This window comes from Bradyrhizobium retamae (assembly GCF_001440415.1).
Classification (GTDB): domain Bacteria; phylum Pseudomonadota; class Alphaproteobacteria; order Rhizobiales; family Xanthobacteraceae; genus Bradyrhizobium; species Bradyrhizobium retamae.
Genome location: NZ_LLYA01000088.1, coordinates 1 through 2,150, shown reverse-complemented (window position 1 = coordinate 2,150; position 2,150 = coordinate 1). Strand labels below are relative to the sequence as shown.

Here is a 2,150-nt window from a genome sequence, read left to right as displayed (position 1 = left end):
GCTACAACGCCCAGGCCGCGGTCGATGGTGCCCATCAGATCATCGTGGCGCAGACGCTGACCGGTTCCTCCAGCGATCAGGCGCAACTGGCGCCGTTGCTCGACGGGATCAGGGCCAATCTGGGGACCAATCCCGACGAAGTGTCGGCCGACGCCGGCTACTGCTCCGACGCCAATCTTCGCACGATCAAACGGCGGCGCATCGAGGGCTACATCGCCACCGGAAGGCAGAAGCACGGCACCAAATCCGCCACCGCGAAAAAGGCTTCAAGACCCGGCTCGCTGATCGCCAGGATGAGCACCAAGCTCAAGCGCGCCGGCTACCGAAGTCGCTACCGCTTGCGCAAGCAGATCGTCGAAGCCGTCTTCGGACAGATCAAACAGGCAAGAGGGTTCAGGCAATTCCTGCTGCGCGGCATCGAAAAGGTCAGCGCAGAATGGGCGCTCATCTGCACCGCTCACAACCTCGTCAAGCTCGCAAGGGCCGCCTGAGCCGCCATTATCAAGATAAAACTGCCTTCCCAAAGCTAACTGGACAGGCTCCTAGCAATCCAATCAGGGTGGCCAACGTCCGCCCCCGGTGAGGCGTTGCAGGCGAGATGCGGCTACAGGCAGCCATGAGCGACGCCAACTCAGCGTCGCTTAGAATGTGAGGTGGAGGGATCGCCCGTGACCTGGGAAGCGCCCGCCGGTCGAGGGCTTCCGTTCTTGCGTCGTAGATGACGAGATACCCGCAAAAGCGGCGGAGCACTCCATGACGAATGGCGCGGCCGTTAGCCGGGCCGCTGAACGACAAGACGAAGTTGAGCACCATGTCCCTCGTGACGGGGCCATCCAGCTCGCTTGACTGAACGTAGCGGACGAAAGCCCGCAACGTGCCAGCCTGCTTATAGAATGTGTATCCGAGCGAGCGGCGCAGCTCGATGTATCGTTCAACCTTCTCGGCCAAGAATCCCGCGTAGGCTCTCATGACGCCGCTCCCGGAAAGGGCAGCGCGACATCGACAAGCTGCGGCAGCGCGACCTTTGCGTAGATGGCGGTCGTGTTGATGCTCCGATGGCCGAGTAAATCTGCAACCTCGTTGATCGGCCGTCGTTGCTCCACGAGCTGTGTCGCCAAGCTATGGCGGAGTAGGTGGGCGCCAGCAGGACCCGTGAGCACTACACCGCCGTGCTCGAGGCGGCGCCGGACGATCTTTGAAATGGACCCGGGACAGCTGAATGGTCGAGGTGGCGGCGCGAACGAGAGGAACACATGGGGGTTGTCGATCTTGGGTCTGGCCTGCAGAACATAGTCGGCGAGCGCAGCGCCGGCCTCCTCCAAGAGCGGCGCCACCCGGTCGCGCTTCCCCTTGGTCGAACGATGACTTCCCCAGCTCGCCAGTGGATGTCTTGTAGCTTGAGCGTGCGAATCTCTTTGTTGCATATCCCTGTCGTGGCAAGCAGCAGCAGTAGTGCTCGGTCGCGAACACCAACAGGGGTCGTCACGTCGATCGCGCTGATGGCGCGCTGAATATCCTCCCAGGCAAGGCGCGGCGGCAGGTGCGCTAATCGCCAATGAGGCGTCCTTGGAACGGACGGTGCGAGATCCTGGTTGTGATGTCCAGACCAATGCAAAAAGCGCAAAAACGTTCTGATGTATGAGATCGCCGCGGTCCGTGTGGCCTGGTTGGCCGAAAGCGACAGCTGATGTTGAACGAGGCTGAGGACGTGCTGACCGTTTAGCGTCTTAAGATCTTGTCCCGGAAAATGATCGCGGAACGAGCTAAGAAAGCGTCGCGCGCCCAATAGGATCCCTTCGCACTCCAAGCCCTTCACACCGTGCAAATAGCCAACATATGCGGCAATCAGAGTGGCGTCGCGATCTACTGTTAGAGGTAGGACTGGAATGGAAAATCGCTCCGGCGCCAGCCGTCGCGCGTGCTCGATCGCAGTTGCGGCAGCAATGCGGGGAGATGCGGTTGGAAAGCCCTGAAGAAAGAGATCAATGACTTCTTGTGTGATCGGCCCGGTTGCTGAGACCCCGGCAGCGAACTCGCTGAACCGAGCAAGGCGATTAATATAAAGCTTGGCTGAGTAGAGAGCGTTTTTAGATTGGCGGCGCGTGGTTCGGTACCCAACACGAGCACTCGCGAGGGGCGCCGGTAATCTA

Annotated in this window: 3 protein-coding genes; 1 reads left to right on the top strand and 2 read right to left on the bottom strand. The window is 60.5% G+C overall.

The annotated features are described in order from the left end of the window. On the top strand, positions 1-491 hold a 491-nt coding region (locus CQ13_RS10880), incomplete at its 5' end, for a transposase (protein WP_156433617.1). A 474-nt stretch (positions 492-965) separates the two neighbouring features. On the opposite strand, the gene CQ13_RS45525 is transcribed toward CQ13_RS10880, so the two are convergent. Together CQ13_RS45525 and CQ13_RS45520 are read right to left on the bottom strand one after the other, a co-directional pair. After that, complete coding sequence (locus CQ13_RS45525; protein ID WP_245309127.1) at positions 966-1,334, bottom strand: tyrosine-type recombinase/integrase; 369 nt, start codon at positions 1,332-1,334, stop codon at positions 966-968. Between the two features lie 535 nt (positions 1,335-1,869). Beyond that, a partial coding sequence (locus CQ13_RS45520; protein WP_245309126.1) for a hypothetical protein occupies positions 1,870-2,150 on the bottom strand: 281 nt, incomplete at its 5' end.